The sequence below is a fragment of the Nitrosomonas sp. Nm34 genome (assembly GCF_900113925.1).
GTDB lineage: Bacteria > Pseudomonadota > Gammaproteobacteria > Burkholderiales > Nitrosomonadaceae > Nitrosomonas.
In genome coordinates this window covers 1-15,100 of the sequence record NZ_FORD01000059.1, presented here as the reverse complement: position 1 = coordinate 15,100, position 15,100 = coordinate 1, and the positions used below count along the sequence as shown (strand labels likewise).

Below are 15,100 nucleotides of genomic sequence, written 5' to 3'. Positions count from 1 at the left end.
CCGGGCAATAGCGACACGATACGACAAGCTGAAGCGAAATTATGAAAGTATGGTAGCCATAGCGTGTGGATATCTGTGGCTACCTATGTGAAATGTCAACAGACCCTAATAAATTCATTATTTTTTTCGTTTTAATAAAATATTCCAAATCATCATGATTTATAGCGACATCTAAGCTGTAATCTGAAGGATAACTCGTAATATCTTTTGCTTAATCTGGTTCTCTTTCTGATACCAGAATCAAGTGGCAAGCACTGACAGGCACTCATGGATAAAATAAAGTCATCTTTGCGAGCATCCACTTCGCGGATTGCCTGCTTATCCCGTCTTGTCACCATACTTCGTTGTTCACAAAAAATGTTTACTTACCTATCAGTGGCAGGCTGAGTCAACATTTTTTATTCTCGCCTTGTCTTGTTTAGAACTCAGAATTTTTAGAGGCGCTCTCAAGATAATCCATAAGTGTTTATACGTATTTACTTACTTTCATAATTGGAGTTAACTTATAAAAAAACTTATGGATATTGCTCTGAAAAGAATCAATTATCTACTTTAAAATATTAGAGCGTCGATCATTACGACTACTGATAATGACCTGGGTAATAAGTATTCAGGCTACAGGCTGAGATGGAAAAGACGAGGTAACGCAGTAGCTGATTACTTCAATTATGACACTCTCTCGGTTTTAAATCGATATCGACGCTGCGCATAGACAGAAGGAGATTAATCATGCAGCGATTAGTCCTTACTTTTTGTGTGGGAGTGCTTGTAATTATTATTTCTGCGCCAAGTAGCGCCGAGTCTGTAACGTGTGTAACAATAGCAATATGTTCAACGGTAAACGCTCAGAACTCTGGGCAAAACTCCGCAGTTGACCCTGGTTTTGAGAACTGCAACACCAGCGCTCAAACTAGTTGTGAGAGTAAAAAAAGAAAAGGGAGCTGTGAACCTTTATCTGCTTTCCCAGTGATCGGCTGGAAGATGCATGCTGACAAAAGCGGCAGCAACGATATCGCAAAATGCGACCCGATAAAAGTTTCTGCAAAAGACGATAAGCAAATGCTTAAGGTCGCTTCAATAGGTAATAGAAGTGGTATTTTCCTGGAGCTATCCAACCTGAGATCTGATGCAAGACGCATGCTCTCAACATGGCTATGGACCAGAAGCGGTCAGGTTGCTATAGCGCGGCAAGGCAGGTATATACGACCTGTGTCATGGGATGCTAAAGCAAGTGCAGAGGAACGGCTGCGGATCTGTACCAATGAAGCAGCGTCGACTGATTCTATCGTCATCAATAATCAAGGGAAGAGAGGAAATAGATTCGAGGAGAAGCAGATAGCAATTCGTGACATTCCTTAGCAAGCGGTGCGTAGAAAAAGATAGTACTCCATTTCTAAATTAAAACTCACATTGTCGGCTTTACCGTGCCGTATTATTGATACTGTCTGCGGCTCGCCTGCGCGCTATGTTTGATTTGGAAATGGAATAAGCCCATTGAGGTGATTAAGAGTTTTTCTTCTTCTTCTTCTTCTTCTTCTTCTTCGATTAATAAAGTAAGCATGACAAAATTCCAATTGGTCACTGAATGGCGCATCAGTGCTTCTTTAGCCGAGGTGTTTGAGGCGATTACTCATTGCCTTGATTGGCCAAAATGGTGGCTGGGCAGTGAGAAAGTGGAAAAACTTGTTATGGGCGATAAGGATGGGGTGGAGTGTGTGCATCGTTTTATTTGGAAAGGGCGGATTCCTTATCGGCTTGTTTTCGATATACGTGTGACGCGAATCGTTCCTTTGAAGTTAATAGAAGGGCAGGCCAGCGGTGAAGTGATTGGAACTGGGCGATGGAATTTTTTTCATGAGGATGGTGTGACGGTTGTGCGCTATGAGTGGGATGTGCACATTAATCGGTTGTGGATGAATCTCGTTGCTCCACTTGCGCTGCCTTTGTTCAGATGGAACCATCACCAGGTGATGCAACAAGGAGCCAAAGGATTGGCCCACTTGTTGCATAGTAGATTAGAGTCCGTTCACACCTCAATACCCTTACTATGAGGGGTTGCTGGTTCGCACGAGCTGTTCCATTTTTAAATCAAAACTGACTTTGTCGGCTTCACCTTGTCGTATGATTGATACTGTCTGCGGCTCGCCTTCGCGTCATTTTTGATTTAGAAATGGAATTAGCAGGTTTAACTGTCTTTTACTTGATTTAGTCCGGTGGCTTCTTCCGGGCTGCTTTGATTACTCTTTTCAGCAAAAAAAATTTCTACGTCAGCTAAATTCCGGGTGCGTTTCATCGGAGGCAGGCTTTGCCAGATACGCTTGCTATAAGATTGAGTAATCAGACGGGGATCACAGATCATCAGCACTCCTCGATCCTTTTCATCCCGGATGAGGCGCCCGGCCCCTTGTTTCAGACTGATGATGGCGCGAGGCAGTTGGTACTCCATGAAGGCATTATGACCTTCTTTATTGATTTTTTCGATACGTGCCGAGAGGACTGGATCGTCTGGGGAGGCAAACGGCAGCTTGTCGATGATCACTAATGAGAGTGCTTCACCCCGTACATCGACCCCTTCCCAGAAGGATTGGCTACCAATGAGAATGGCGTTGCCTAACTCACGGAAGCGGTCTAACATTGTGGAACGCGATCCCTGTCCTTGCAGCAAGAGTGGATAATCAAGCTGTTCCTGTTCGAATGTTGCTTTTAATAGCTCATAAACTTGCTGCATCGCACGCAAACTGGTGCATAAAAAAAAGGCGCGGCCACGGCTTGCCCGCAATACTGGCAGGGCAGCCTTGACTACGTATTCGGAATAGCTGCGGTTATTAGGATGAGGGAGGTGAGTTGGGACATAAAGTAGCGCTTGATTCGGAAAATCAAATGGACTGCTCCAGCAGATTGACTGAGACTCTCCTAATCCCATCGCATGCTGATAATGAGAAAAATCATTTTTGACTGCCAAAGTGGCCGAAGTAAATATCCACGCACGCGGCGAGGCGTTTAATTGTTTATTGAATATTTCAGCAATAGATAAGGGTGTGGCATTGAGCTGTAAAGCATGATTGAACGTTTCCACCCAGCGAACATAACCTTGGTTTTCAATTTGTTCACACCAGCGTTTGATGCTGGCATGAAGGGCAGTAGCACGGCGCCAGCAGTTTTCCAGCCCTTGTGAGCGTACCGCTTGATTTTCAAGCAGGCTGACCAGTAGCATGAGTTTTTCCTGGAGAAGCGCGAGCGTATCTTTAAAGTCAGGGTTTTGCATCACGGCAGCAGATGGCAAGCGCGTGTTTTCTCCCGCTATAGTTAATCGTAAGTCACGCGTTGCCTTTTCCATAGCAGCCACTGCTTCAGGAAGTGACGTGAAGTCTTTGGCATTGAGCAAGGCTTCCATTTCGGTGTCGCGCGCGAGTTCCAACAACTGACTGGTGCTGACTGATTCACCAAAAAACAGACTGGCCACTTCTGGCAACTGATGGGCCTCATCAAAGATGACCGTATTGCAGGCAGGTAGAAGCTCTGATAGCCCTTCATCGCGCAACATCACATCAGCAAAGAACAAATGGTGGTTGACTACGACCATATCGGCTGAGAGCGCACGTTTGCGTGCTTCCATTACAAAGCATTGCTTGTAATTCGGGCATTCCGAACCAAGGCAGTTATCTCGAGTGGACGTCACATATTGCCATATCGCTGCATTTTCCGGAACTTTGCTGAGCCCGCTTTTATCACCATGGTAACTCGACTTGGCATAACGTTCGATCAATCCAAGATATTTGACTTCCTCACGCGATGCGAAATTAAGGTGATCAGATTGTAATGTTTTTTCCAGATGGTAATGACAGATATAATTAGCTCGTCCTTTGAGCAGCGCCACGGTGACCGGGATTTTAAGTGCTGCACGAATGGTAGGAATATCCCGATTAAACAGTTGATCTTGCAATGTTTTAGTGCCGGTAGAGAGAATTACTTTGCCGCCCATCAATAAGGTGGGTACCAGATAAGCAAATGTTTTCCCGGTTCCGGTGCCAGCTTCTGCTACTAATACACCATGATGTTCAATGGTATGAGCAATGACTTGAGCCATTTGCGATTGCTGAGTACGAACTCGATACCCTGGTATCGTGTGGGCTAGCAGACCGTTTTCAGAAAAAATAGTAGCAAGATCGGACATGGAAGAAATTTTGTCAGCTAAAATGATACTCTTATTTAGAATGGGTAATGGACAAGATAAATGAACTAAATTCTATTCTGCACGTTTTAAAACAACTCCTGAGAATAATCATGAATGGGTTGATTACTTTTATGTGATAAAGCCCTATTAATTCCATTTTTTCAATCAAAACTGGTTTTGCCGGTTTCACTTTGCCGTATTATTGATACGGTCTGCGGCCCGCCTTCGCGTCATGTTTGATTTGGAAATGGAATAAGAGCTTTCATTTAGCGCGTTTGATGCGAAATGATTATCTTTATCTCGTTTTTGTACCACCTCTATTTCATATTATTCCTATGATGTGGATAGGCTGACAACCTGACTATAACAAGTATTTTCCTGAAAAAAGATTTTCAGGATGACTTATACGTGTAATGAACAATTATTATATTCAAATTCTCGTTTTTTTTATTTTACTCGGCTCATCTATCGTTGTGGTTGCAGCTGAGCAGTTGGATGATTCAAAAAAGAAATTACCGGTATTTATGGAGGCTGAGAAAATAAAAGGTCATCCTCACGAAGAAGTGGAAGCGATAGGAAAGGCTAAATTGCAACGCGGCGATCAAGTGATATCAGCTGATTATATGAAATATCTTCCCGACACAAAAGATGCGATTACTGATAGCAAAGTCCATCTTGAACGAGAGAAAGATGTGTTGGAAGGATCTCATCTCAGGTTGAATCTCGAAACGCTGAGAGGGGAGCTTGGCCAGCCGAATTATTATTTAAAAGAAGGAGGAGGGCGCGGCAATGGAAGTTTACTTTTGTTTGAAGGAGAAGACCATTACCGGCTAAAACAGGGGAATTATACGACTTGCCCAATCGGAAACGATGATTGGTTTATCCAAGCGGAAGACTTGGAAATTGATGAAGAGAAAGAAACGGGTACTGCACGCCATGTTAGGGTAGCCTTCAAGGATGTTCCCTTCCTTTATTTGCCGTGGATAAATTTTTCCTATAGCGGCAAACGGAAAACAGGCTTTCTAGCGCCTATTATGGGCAATACGGCGCGAAGCGGTGTTGAATTGTCGCTGCCTTTTTACTGGAATATTGCGCCTAATTACGATGCAACGATTACGGCACGTGCTATGAGTAAGCGTGGCATCATGTTCGAAAATGAGTTCCGCTATATAGGCGAAACATTGGGTGGGCAAGCGATTCTCGATATACTGCCTGATGATCTGATCACTAATGATACGCGTTATGGTGTTTTCCTGAATCATGCCCAGTATTTCGGTAAAGGCTGGTCAGGCAATGTCGACTATAACCTCGTTTCTGATCGTGATTTTTTTCGTGATCTCGGCACTAACGTTAACCTCACTGCCAGAACCAACCTTTTACAACAGGCGAGTACTTCTTATAATAGTAGCTTAGGCCAGAAGGGCGCGATAAGTTTTACCACACTCGTCCAGAGTTTTCAAACGCTTCAAGATCCTAGAAACCTCATTGTTCCGCCTTACAAACGTTTGCCTCAGTTTACCTTGGCAGCATCACAGCGTGATGTTTATGGGTTGGATTTTGATTTGACAAGTATCTGGACGAATTTCTTTTTCGAAACCCAACGCTTGCCAGATGGGCAACAATTAAAGCTGGCCGATGGGCTGCGCTTAGTGCTTCTTCCCAGTGTTAGCATGCCTTTACAAACGGCATTTGGCTATATCAAACCGAAGGTAAGCTTGCATCACACTCGATACAATTTAAATGAACCTGTAAGTGAAAATGGGGATTCCAATATCAATCGTACTGTACCAATATTCAGCCTTGATTCTGGCGTGGTATTTGAGCGGGATACCAAATTCAGAAATGAAAATTTTGTGCAAACGCTTGAGCCACGCATTTTCTACCTCTATGTTCCCTTCCGCAACCAGGATAATCGTATTTTCCCTAATTTTGAATCAGCAGAGATGGATTTCAGTTTCGCACAGATTTTTAATGAAAACCGGTTCAGCGGCCATGACCGGATCAATGACGCCAATGAGATTACTTTGGCATTGACGTCACGTCTCATTGAAGCAACAACAGGGAATGAGCGACTGCGGCTTGCAGTCGGTCAGAAAGTACGTTTTTCGGACCGCAGAGTGGAGCTGATTAGCCAACAAACCACAAGTAACGAAACCGATTTTATTGCGGCGATCTCAGGAAAAATTACCCCGACGATTACCACTGACACCAGTGTGCAACTCGATGAAAAACAATTTCGTACAGAAAAAATTCGCGCTGGCGTAAGTTATCATCCAGAGCCAGGTAAAGTGTTCAATCTAGGTTATCGTTATTCTCGAGGAGTGCCCGGAGTGGTGCAAAGTACTAGTTTTCTATTTCCAAATCCAGGCGCAGCTCTGGAACAGATCGATGCATCAACGCAATGGCCCTTTCTGAAAAACTGGCAAGGGATGGCAAGTGTCAACTACTCGTTGCTGGATGATAAGCTTTTAGCTGGACTGGTAGGATTAGAATACAATTCATGTTGCTGGACGTTGCGTATGGTGCTAAACCGGTTTGTTGCCTCAACGGAAAGAACTTCTACGGCATTTTTTGTCCAACTCGAATTAAATGGCCTGATGCGAATAGGGAATAATCCGATACGGACATTGCGGCAGGGTATTCCTGGCTATACACATACAAGCCAACAGTTCTAAATAAGATAAATACTTACTCATAATCGGAACAAATGGGAATGGTGAAAAATATACGCAGAATAGCTTACCATCATATTAACCAGGCAAGTTTTGCTTGTCAGATTATGTTGATGCTAATCATTATGGCAATAACCGGGAAAGCGGTTGCACAACAAACTGTTGCCCTCAGCCAAGCCATACCAGTTGATCATATTGTTGCTGTCGTTAATGAAGAAGTGATTACTCGTACTGAGCTCAATGATGTGATTCAAAATACCGTCAGACAATTGCAGAAACAGGGAATACAACTGCCACCTTTAGAGGTGTTGGGAAAACAGTTGCTAGAACGTCTCATCCTGACGAGAGCCCAGTTGCAGCGTGCCAAAGAACTGGGCATATCCGTTAATGATACTGAGCTTGACAAAACGATACGCAATATCGCTAAGGAAAATAAGTTATCGATGGGGGAATTCTATGCTGTGCTCGAGCAGGATGGGATGGGTTTGAGCCAATTCCGGGATGAGATACGCAATGAAGTTCTTATGGCCCGATTAAAAGAACGTGAGGTAAACAGCCGGATTAATGTAACAGAAGCGGAAATAGATAATTTTCTGCGGACTCAGAAAACCTCATCGATTGGTAATGATGAATATCATGTTGCTCATATTCTGATCCAGATCTTGGAACAAATGGATGCAACCCAGATTGAAGCGAAGCGCCAACGCGCAGAAGCTGCTATGAGAAAATTACAGGATGGTGTGGAATTTGCGCAAGTCTCAGCGGAATTTTCTGATGCTCCCAATGCGATGCAGGGAGGAGACCTTGGATGGCGACCCATTATGCAGATGGGGCCCTCTTTTGCTGAAATACTGGTGAAAATGCAGCGCGGTCAAGTGACACCCATCATTCAAAGTCCTGTCGGTTTTCATATTCTCAAATTATTGGGTCGACGTCCGCAGGAAACTCCGGTTGTCATCATCAAGCAAACAAATGCCCGCCATATTCTGATCAAAATCAGTGAGTTAATATCAGAAGATGATGCGCATCGCATGATTATGCAAATTAAAGATCGCATTGATAAAGGGGCTAATTTTGCAGAAACAGCGAAAGCTCATTCTGAAGATGCCAGTGGCTCAAGTGGTGGAGATCTAGGCTGGCTTTCTCCTGGTGATACGGTTCCTGAATTTGAACAGGCTATGGATGCGCTTTTACCTGGCCAAATCAGCTCTCCTATAAGAACCCAATTTGGCTGGCATTTGATTCAAGTGGTCGAGCGTCGCTCACAAGATGTCAGTGATGAGCAGCAACGCCAAGTTGCACGCAAGGCAATCCATGGAAGGAAGGCAGAAATGGTGATGCAGGAGTGGTTACAGCAGCTACGCGATCAGGCTTATGTTGAATACCGAGCCGAAGATATTTAACAGTATAGCCAGTCGATGAATAACATACCTATACTTGCCTTGACGGCAGGGGAACCCGCTGGCATTGGCCCTGATTTGTGCATACAAATTGCCCAGGAAGCCTTATCTTGCCAACTCGTGGTTATTGCAGACCGTGACATGCTGCAACAGCGGGCAGCATTATTACAATTGCCCTTGGAATTAATCGAAAGACCCTCTGCTCATTTTAGTGAACATAAACCCGGTAGCCTGCAACTTGTGCATAGACCAGTAAACGCACCTGTCTCCCCTGGCAAACTGGAGCCAGCGAATGCAAGTTATGTCATTGAAACACTGCAATATGCTATACAGGGCTGTCAAAATAGAATATTTGATGCTTTGGTGACAGCACCGGTTCATAAGGGAATCATCAGCGAAGCGGGCATCTCTTTTACAGGCCATACTGAATATCTAGCAGAGATGACGCACAGTCAAGTTGTGATGATGTTGGTAGGAGGCAATATGCGGGTAGCGCTTGCTACTACGCACTTGCCCTTGAAAGAAGTCGCTGCAACGATTACGCCTGAAAAGCTCGAGCAGAAATTACGTATTATCCATCATGATCTGGCTAATCGTTTTTTTATCAATCATCCACGTATTGCCGTTGCGGGGCTTAATCCTCATGCAGGTGAGTCAGGACATATGGGTCGTGAAGAAATTGACACCATTATCCCAGTGCTGGCCAAACTTCGTGCAGAAGGCATGAATTTGCTGGGGCCTTTGCCGGCCGATACCTTGTTCAATCCAGTGCGGTTAAAAGATTATGATTGCATTCTTGCCATGTATCATGACCAGGGATTGCCTGTGCTTAAGTACGCAAGCTTCGGCACGGGGGTCAATATCACTTTGGGACTTCCCATTATTCGGACATCGGTGGACCATGGCACCGCCCTTGATTTGGTTGGAACGGGACGAGCTGATCCAGGTAGTTTACGAGTAGCGATAGAAATGGCAAGCATGCTAGCCCAAAAGCAGTGTACTCGGCAATCATCCTGAGATTTCATTATCATAGATTGTGAAGCATACTCCACGCAAACGTTTTAGTCAGAATTTTCTGATCGATCCACAGATTATTGCTGAAATCATTCATGCTATCCGACCATCCTCGGGCGACCGGCTTATTGAGATTGGCCCTGGATTAGGCGCATTGACGCGGCCATTACTGCAAATTGTCGATCATCTTCATGCCATAGAAATTGATCGGGATATTGTTAAGCACCTAAGGCTGGAATTTCCTGAAGAAAAACTGACCATTCATTCAGCAGATGCGCTGAAGTTTGATTTTTCTCAATTGGGTAACCGCTTACGCATCATCGGTAACTTACCCTATAACATTTCCACTCCCCTTTTGTTTCATCTCGGTCGATTCTGTTCCTATATCGCCGATATGCATTTTATGTTGCAGAAGGAGGTGGTCGAGCGCATGGTAGCTTTTCCCTCTACGTCGGATTATGGGCGTTTATCTGTCATGCTGCAGAATTATTTTGAAATGGAACAGATCCTGATGGTCCCGGCAGAATCGTTTCGTCCTGTCCCAAAAGTACAATCAGCTATTGTACGCATGCGCCCATTGGCGCAAACGATTATTCCTGCTGAGCAAGATTCGTTATTTAGCAAAATTGTATCATCTGCCTTCTCACAACGACGTAAAACATTGCGCAATACGTTACGTGATTATCTCATGCCTGAAGATTTTGATGCTTTAGCCTTAGATTCCGGGTTACGGGCAGAGAATTTATCCATAGTGCAATATGCAAGGATCGTGAATTATCTGGTTAAAGTTCCTTAACATTTGCTAATTTATCATCTAAAACTATACGTTTATATTAGACGGCAACAGGAAAGCTGAGTACCATACTAATAAAGAAGCGTTCAACCAGAATTTTTCTAACAATTACACCCAATCTTTGCCAATCAGAAAATCAGTATAAAGTGCGGCTTCTGCACTGCCTGCTGGAGGAGTCCAGTTATAGCGCCATTTGACAATTGGGGGCAAAGACATCAGGATCGATTCGGTACGCCCGCCTGTTTGCAATCCAAATAGCGTACCTCGATCCCAAACTAAATTGAATTCGACATAGCGTCCGCGACGATACGCCTGAAAATCACGCTCAGGCTCACTATACGGTGTATTGAGGCGTTTTTCCAGGATCGGAACATAGGCGGATAAAAAATGATCTCCCACGCTCTGCATTAGATTAAAGCAGGTGGTGAAATCAGGTTGATTGAAATCATCGAAAAAAATACCGCCGATACCGCGCGGTTCTTTGCGATGCTTTAAGTAGAAATACTCATCGCACCATTTTTTGAAGCGAGGATAGTATTCATCACCAAAAGGCTGAAGTGCGCTTTTACACGTTTGGTGAAAATGAATGGCATCTTCTTCAAAGCCATAATACGGTGTTAAATCCATTCCGCCACCAAACCACCAAACGGATTCTGATCCTTCTTTTTTAGCTTCAAAGAAACGTACATTCATGTGTATGGTGGGAGCATAGGGATTGCGTGGATGCAAAACCAGTGACACCCCGGTCGCTTCAAATGAACGGCCAGCTAATTCAGGCCGTGCAGCCGTAGCTGACGCAGGTAGACCGCTGCCATGGACATAAGAAAAATTAACCCCTCCTCGCTCAAATACATTACCTTCTTCAATCACGCAGCTTAGTCCACCGCCTCCCTCTGGACGTTCCCAGGCATCGTGCAGGAAAGCCTTGCCATCTAGTTGCTCTAATCCTGCAACAATTCTTTTTTGTAAATTAGTGAGAAACGCTTTGACTTCCGCTGTATTCATGATTGCTCCTCTTTTAGCTCAGTAACATCAATTAATTAGATAATAATCTTTATCTGCAAACATCATTTTACCTAGAGGGACACGACTAGGAAAGAAATTCAGCCGTAAGCATTGATATAAAATGATCCGTCAGCGAGCAACAGTAAAAATCTACACCAGCATATGTTAGACTTGGTTCACCGATTTAACGAGTAAAAGAGAATGTCTGGGAATACGCTTGGAAAACTTTTTTGTGTCACGTCGTTTGGTGAATCGCATGGTCCGGCGATTGGTTGTGTAGTCGATGGATGCCCGCCAGGATTAGCTTTATCACAAGAATTTATACAACAAGAATTGGACCGACGCAAACCTGGCACTTCGCGCCATGTTACCCAGCGTCGCGAAGCTGATCGGGTAGAAATCCTTTCGGGCGTGTTTGAAGGTGAAACCACCGGCACACCGATTGCTTTGCTGATTCGTAATGAGGATCAGCGTAGCAGGGATTACAGCAAAATCACGGAAGTGTTTCGTCCCGGCCATGCGGATTATACCTATTGGCAGAAATACGGCATTCGTGATTACCGCGGGGGCGGGCGCGCCTCTGCACGCGAGACTGCCGTTCGGGTTGCAGCAGCTGCCATCGCTAAGAAATGGTTATATGAAACTTATGGTATAACCATTCGCGGTTATATGGCGCAGTTGGGGCCTGTCGTCATCCCATTCAAACAATGGGGGGATGTGAATCAGAACCCATTTTTTGTGGCGGATAGTCGTATCGTACCGGAACTCGAGGATTTTATGGATCGCCTGCGGAAATCTGGTGACTCGGTGGGAGCAAAAATCAGTGTCATTGCTGAGGGCGTGCCGGTTGGCTGGGGGGAGCCTGTCTATGATCGCCTTGATGCAGAAATTGCTTACGCCATGATGAGTATCAATGCCGTCAAAGGAGTAGAGATTGGTGCGGGATTTGAGAGTGTCAGCCAGAAAGGAACAGAGCATTCGGACGAAATGACGCCTGAAGGATTTCTGAGCAATAACGCTGGCGGTATACTTGGCGGTATTTCGACTGGTCAACCGGTTACTGTTAATGTGGCAATTAAACCCACATCCAGCATACGCCTCGGGCGACGCTCTATTGATAAAGCAGGGAAGCCAGTCATTGTCGAAACACATGGCAGACATGATCCTTGTGTTGGCATACGTGCTACTCCTATTGTTGAAGCTATGCTGGCCTTGGTACTTATGGATCATGCCTTGCGTCATCGCGCACAAAATGCTGATGTGGTATGTAATACGCCTAAAATTCCAGGAACAGTGAACAGTAGCGCTATGACCACGACCTCCGCAGGACCAGAATCACCCTTAGCCGAAGATCCAGAGCCCTATGAAGTGTGAGCTGGTTTGATCTGCTATTGATTGTCAACGTGTGAATTTGTTGGCACAGCCTCTATCTGGGGTTTATCAGACCGGTAGTTTAATGATGGCTGATTAATTTTATCAGATCGGCAGGGCAGCTTTACCCTGCCAGTAGCTCACCCTGTTTTGCTTCATGTGTCAGTAACCATTGCTTGCGGGGGAGGCCCCCGCCGTAGCCCACCAGTTTACCGTTAGCACCAATCACGCGATGACAAGGGATGATAATGGAGATAGGATTCTTACCGTTTGCCAAACCCACTGCCCGTACCGCTTTGGGTGTTTGAATACGTTCGGCAATATTTTTATAGCTGATCGTTTCGCCATAAGGAATGGTGGTGAGTGATTGCCACACCTTTTCCTGGAAAGCTGTTCCAGTTGCCTTAAGCGGGAGTTCAAAGTCAGATAATTCTTTTGCAAAATAAGCCTTTAATTGAGAGATGGCTTGTTCAAAGAGCGATGGGTCATATAGCCAACTCTCTTTCATGTGAGGTAAATAATTTTGTACATCCATATATAAGCCCGTAAGGTGTTCACCATCGCTTGTGAGTAAAAGTGGATCGATAGGGCTTTCCATAATTGTGTAGTAATGCATTGTTTAGCCTCCTGTACTTAAATAATGCCATAAATGGATTACGCCGTAAGCACGCCAGGGTTGCCATTTTTCTGTACGACTTATAACGCCTGCTGACTTTTTTACTTGTAATGCGTGCATGAGTCCCAGGTCTGAAGCCGGGATTGCATTAGAGTCTCCCAGAGCGCGCATGGCAATATATTGAGCAGTCCAGGGGCCAATTCCCGGCAGCGCCATCAATTGTTCAATGAGCTGAGGTGAATTGCCTTCTTCCAGTTTCAATGTTCCATCAGCTATTTGCCTGGCAAGTAATTGAATGGTTAAAGCACGGCGTTGCGTTACACCCAGATTGATCAGGATTGGTAGCTTTGCGTCAGCGATCGCGCTCACAACGGGTACAGTGCGATTGAGTTCAGGAAAGGGTGTATCGACCGGCTCACCGAAAGCTGTAACGAAACGATTGAACAGGGTAGTGGCTGCCTTGACAGAGACTTGTTGACCTACTATTGCACGTAAGCTCAACTCAAAGGCATTCAGAGTACCCGGAACGCGTAAGCCAGGGGTATGGATAATGAGTGGCTTCAATGTTTTGTCGTGCTTCAGATGATTTTCAATAAGGACTGGATTCGCATCCAGATCAAATAAGATGTGTAAACGAGTCTGTAGCTGAGCCAGATGAGGTAACAGTGACGGGGATATTTCCACATCGATTCGGCTACGTATCGGATCCTGCTGAGCAGCAATCCAGCCAGCATCATTGCCGAGTTTAATTGTGCGCAGATAGCGATTACCCATTAATTGCTCTACATAGCGGCTGCCACGACTACAAAGAAAAATGACTAAGGCGTTCCAAGCCAGTGGTGGGTGATAGCCTAGGTGTAAAATTGTTGTTTTCTCCTCCTGCTGTGAGCTGATACAAGACACTTTAATTAAAGTTTAGATTGGGCATGAATATCAATAGCATTGCTGCCTCATCTTCTCAAAAAGACAGATGGCTGCTGCGGCAGCTACATTGAGCGATTCCGTCTTATCTGTCATAGGAATGGTAACCTGCTCGCTGACCGCTCTGAGTATTTCTTGCGATAATCCTGCGCCTTCATTGCCAAATACAAAGGCAACCGGGCCTTTGAGATCAGTCTGATAAAGGTGCTGGGTAGACTGTAAAGTCGCAGCAATGACTTTGCCATGGAATTGCTGAGCTACCTGCACCAAATTAGATTGCTCGTGTATAGTTAGCGAGAAATGGGCTCCCATGGCTGCTCGCAGAGTTTTTGGTGACCAGGCATCGGCACAATCGTTAGATAAATAAACATCACTTACGCCAGCGGCGGCGGCCGAACGCAGCATTGAGCCGAGATTGCCAGGATCCTGTATGGCTTCTAGTAAGGTACAAAACACCTGACTTTCATCAATTGCATTCGCTTCACATGAGGGAATAGTGATCAGCGCCAGGATACCGGATGGTGTTCTGACAGGAGAGACTTGCTTGAACAAGGCATCACTGAATAATATGGTATCGATACCAGATTGTTTGCTGAATTCGCGTATCAAATATTTGATTTCAGTATGATCACACCCGGATTCACTTACGATCAACTTTAGCGGTATATGTTTGCTCGCATGGGAAACCTGGATGAGATGGACCCCATCAAGCAATGTCAAACCTTTTAATCGTCGTGCCCGTGACGATTTTTCCAGCTTAACCAATTGCTTGAAGAGAGCATGCTCGCGGGAGGTTATGGGGTACATAGGATGCGAATTGCTGAAATGCTGAAATTTTCTAATTCATTATTTTCTCATATATCTGCTTTGTAGCATTTTCATAAATTCAAAACTTATAGCCTACATTCCGCAGCCAATTCAGCCACTATCGGAATAATATTTAACATAGAAACGCCCTAATAATTTCAGTAACTTGTGATGTGGTTCATCCATATTAAGCAGCACTGTCTGTGTTTGGTGAATGGTTAGGATATGTATACCCATAAAATACTGAAAGACCCAACGTGCGGTGGGGTTGGCAATCGGGCGGCCTGATTGATTGGGGAAGGTTTCGCTAGCTTCGGCCAGCGCGGT

Annotated in this window: 13 protein-coding genes and 2 pseudogenes; 8 read left to right on the top strand and 7 right to left on the bottom strand. The window is 44.9% G+C overall.

Features of this window, described 5'->3' with window-relative positions; translation table 11 throughout:
* Both BM283_RS18305 and BM283_RS14945 read left to right on the top strand, forming a co-directional pair.
* Positions 1-91: pseudogene (locus BM283_RS18305) on the top strand (IS5/IS1182 family transposase); the annotation flags it as partial.
* 638 nt (positions 92-729) lie between these two features.
* Entirely contained in the window at positions 730-1,359 is a 630-nt protein-coding gene (locus BM283_RS14945; RefSeq protein WP_090694505.1) for a hypothetical protein, read from the top strand.
* 73 nt (positions 1,360-1,432) lie between these two features.
* On the opposite strand, the gene BM283_RS20355 is transcribed toward BM283_RS14945, so the two are convergent.
* Positions 1,433-1,561, bottom strand: a complete 129-nt coding sequence (locus BM283_RS20355) for a hypothetical protein (RefSeq protein WP_302848303.1) — start codon at positions 1,559-1,561, stop codon at positions 1,433-1,435.
* On the opposite strand from BM283_RS20355, the gene BM283_RS14940 reads away from it, so the two are divergent.
* On the top strand, positions 1,560-2,051 hold the full coding sequence (locus BM283_RS14940) for an SRPBCC family protein (protein ID WP_090694504.1): 492 nt from the start codon (positions 1,560-1,562) through the stop codon (positions 2,049-2,051). The genes BM283_RS20355 and BM283_RS14940 overlap by 2 nt on opposite strands.
* A 134-nt stretch (positions 2,052-2,185) precedes the next feature.
* On the opposite strand, the gene BM283_RS14935 is transcribed toward BM283_RS14940, so the two are convergent.
* Positions 2,186-4,174: a DNA repair helicase YoaA gene (locus BM283_RS14935; RefSeq protein WP_090694501.1), complete on the bottom strand. Its 1,989-nt coding sequence runs from the start codon at positions 4,172-4,174 to the stop codon at positions 2,186-2,188.
* Positions 4,175-4,587: 413 nt separating this feature from the next.
* On the opposite strand from BM283_RS14935, the gene BM283_RS14930 reads away from it, so the two are divergent.
* From BM283_RS14930 to rsmA, 4 genes are read left to right on the top strand one after another with little or no spacing between them, the layout of a single operon-like run.
* Complete coding sequence (locus BM283_RS14930; protein ID WP_090694500.1) at positions 4,588-6,849, top strand: LPS-assembly protein LptD; 2,262 nt, start codon at positions 4,588-4,590, stop codon at positions 6,847-6,849.
* 38 nt (positions 6,850-6,887) lie between these two features.
* Complete coding sequence (locus tag BM283_RS14925) at positions 6,888-8,249, top strand: peptidylprolyl isomerase (RefSeq protein WP_090694497.1); 1,362 nt, start codon at positions 6,888-6,890, stop codon at positions 8,247-8,249.
* A 15-nt stretch (positions 8,250-8,264) separates the two neighbouring features.
* Positions 8,265-9,263, top strand: a complete 999-nt coding sequence (gene pdxA, locus BM283_RS14920; RefSeq protein WP_090694495.1) for a 4-hydroxythreonine-4-phosphate dehydrogenase PdxA — start codon at positions 8,265-8,267, stop codon at positions 9,261-9,263.
* Between the two features lie 19 nt (positions 9,264-9,282).
* Entirely contained in the window at positions 9,283-10,056 is a 774-nt protein-coding gene (rsmA, locus tag BM283_RS14915; RefSeq protein WP_175492169.1) for a 16S rRNA (adenine(1518)-N(6)/adenine(1519)-N(6))-dimethyltransferase RsmA, read from the top strand.
* Between the two features lie 105 nt (positions 10,057-10,161).
* Here the strand turns inward: rsmA and hemF are convergent, their stop codons facing one another.
* Positions 10,162-11,058: an oxygen-dependent coproporphyrinogen oxidase gene (gene hemF, locus BM283_RS14910; RefSeq protein ID WP_090694491.1), complete on the bottom strand. Its 897-nt coding sequence runs from the start codon at positions 11,056-11,058 to the stop codon at positions 10,162-10,164.
* Between the two features lie 201 nt (positions 11,059-11,259).
* On the opposite strand from hemF, the gene aroC reads away from it, so the two are divergent.
* On the top strand, positions 11,260-12,432 hold the full coding sequence (aroC, locus tag BM283_RS14905) for a chorismate synthase (RefSeq protein ID WP_090694489.1): 1,173 nt from the start codon (positions 11,260-11,262) through the stop codon (positions 12,430-12,432).
* 121 nt (positions 12,433-12,553) lie between these two features.
* Here aroC and BM283_RS14900 read toward each other — a convergent pair whose 3' ends face one another.
* The 4 genes and pseudogenes from BM283_RS14900 to BM283_RS18970 form a co-directional block, all read right to left on the bottom strand.
* Positions 12,554-13,045, bottom strand: a complete 492-nt coding sequence (locus tag BM283_RS14900) for a methylated-DNA--[protein]-cysteine S-methyltransferase (RefSeq protein WP_090694487.1) — start codon at positions 13,043-13,045, stop codon at positions 12,554-12,556.
* A gap of 3 nt (positions 13,046-13,048) precedes the next feature.
* Positions 13,049-13,948, bottom strand: a complete 900-nt coding sequence (locus tag BM283_RS14895; protein ID WP_090694484.1) for a DNA-3-methyladenine glycosylase family protein — start codon at positions 13,946-13,948, stop codon at positions 13,049-13,051.
* A gap of 30 nt (positions 13,949-13,978) precedes the next feature.
* On the bottom strand, positions 13,979-14,773 hold the full coding sequence (locus BM283_RS14890) for a TrmH family RNA methyltransferase (RefSeq protein WP_090694482.1): 795 nt from the start codon (positions 14,771-14,773) through the stop codon (positions 13,979-13,981).
* A 111-nt stretch (positions 14,774-14,884) separates the two neighbouring features.
* Positions 14,885-15,100: pseudogene (locus BM283_RS18970) on the bottom strand (IS1634 family transposase); the annotation flags it as partial.

What these genes read in the sequence shown, in the direction of transcription:
- BM283_RS14945 (WP_090694505.1), top strand. Translation starts at nt 730, where the DNA reads ATGCAGCGATTAGTCCTTACTTTTTGTGTGGGAGTGCTTGTAATTATT.
- BM283_RS14940 (WP_090694504.1), top strand. Translation starts at nt 1,560, where the DNA reads ATGACAAAATTCCAATTGGTCACTGAATGGCGCATCAGTGCTTCTTTA.
- BM283_RS20355 (WP_302848303.1), bottom strand. Translation starts at nt 1,561, where the DNA reads ATGCTTACTTTATTAATCGAAGAAGAAGAAGAAGAAGAAGAAGAAGAA.
- BM283_RS14935 (WP_090694501.1), bottom strand. Translation starts at nt 4,174, where the DNA reads ATGTCCGATCTTGCTACTATTTTTTCTGAAAACGGTCTGCTAGCCCAC.
- BM283_RS14930 (WP_090694500.1), top strand. Translation starts at nt 4,588, where the DNA reads ATGAACAATTATTATATTCAAATTCTCGTTTTTTTTATTTTACTCGGC.
- BM283_RS14925 (WP_090694497.1), top strand. Translation starts at nt 6,888, where the DNA reads ATGGTGAAAAATATACGCAGAATAGCTTACCATCATATTAACCAGGCA.
- pdxA (WP_090694495.1), top strand. Translation starts at nt 8,265, where the DNA reads ATGAATAACATACCTATACTTGCCTTGACGGCAGGGGAACCCGCTGGC.
- hemF (WP_090694491.1), bottom strand. Translation starts at nt 11,058, where the DNA reads ATGAATACAGCGGAAGTCAAAGCGTTTCTCACTAATTTACAAAAAAGA.
- aroC (WP_090694489.1), top strand. Translation starts at nt 11,260, where the DNA reads ATGTCTGGGAATACGCTTGGAAAACTTTTTTGTGTCACGTCGTTTGGT.
- BM283_RS14900 (WP_090694487.1), bottom strand. Translation starts at nt 13,045, where the DNA reads ATGCATTACTACACAATTATGGAAAGCCCTATCGATCCACTTTTACTC.
- BM283_RS14890 (WP_090694482.1), bottom strand. Translation starts at nt 14,773, where the DNA reads ATGTACCCCATAACCTCCCGCGAGCATGCTCTCTTCAAGCAATTGGTT.